The sequence below is a fragment of the Aromatoleum toluolicum genome, from assembly GCF_012911005.2.
Lineage (GTDB): Bacteria > Pseudomonadota > Gammaproteobacteria > Burkholderiales > Rhodocyclaceae > Aromatoleum > Aromatoleum toluolicum.
In genome coordinates, this window is record NZ_WTVS01000201.1 from 1 (window position 1) to 461 (window position 461).

The 461-nt window shown below is 61.0% G+C and carries 1 protein-coding gene; it reads right to left on the reverse strand.

Annotated features, from left to right (window positions below):
- Positions 1-248: 248 nt before the first annotated feature.
- Positions 249-461: LysR substrate-binding domain-containing protein (locus GPA27_RS28365; protein WP_373322826.1), on the reverse strand; the 213-nt coding region annotated here is incomplete at its 5' end.

Genomic DNA, 461 nt, shown 5'->3' on the forward strand with positions numbered 1-461 from the left:
CATAAAAGCGCCATGCCGCATGCCCGGCACCAGGGGGTTATCTTCAAGGCGGGGGGGGCGTTGTGCATCGGGCACAGCTAGGGTAGCGCCGGACTCCAGCGCGTGTGCGCAAATCGCAAAGGCGCGTTCGCTCAGCTGAAATGCAATGCCCACCGACGCCGATCTAGAACCTTCATCGTGGCGTACTCGCAGGCGCGAAGATGGCCGCTATTGCGGCTTACCTCACTCACGATAGATGCATCGCTGACTCACGCCGAGTGCGGCTGACCTGAAGTGCTTCCTACATCTTTCATTCCGTCTTCCAGCATATCCAGAAAGCAGCGGCCCGCCAGCGTTAGGTGGCGGCGCGACGGATAAAGGGCGTAGATGTGCATCGCGGGGGGAACCCAGTCGGGCGCTACATCAAGCAGATGTCCGCTCGCGACAAAGCTGGCCGCCATGATCCTCGGAAGCTGCACAAC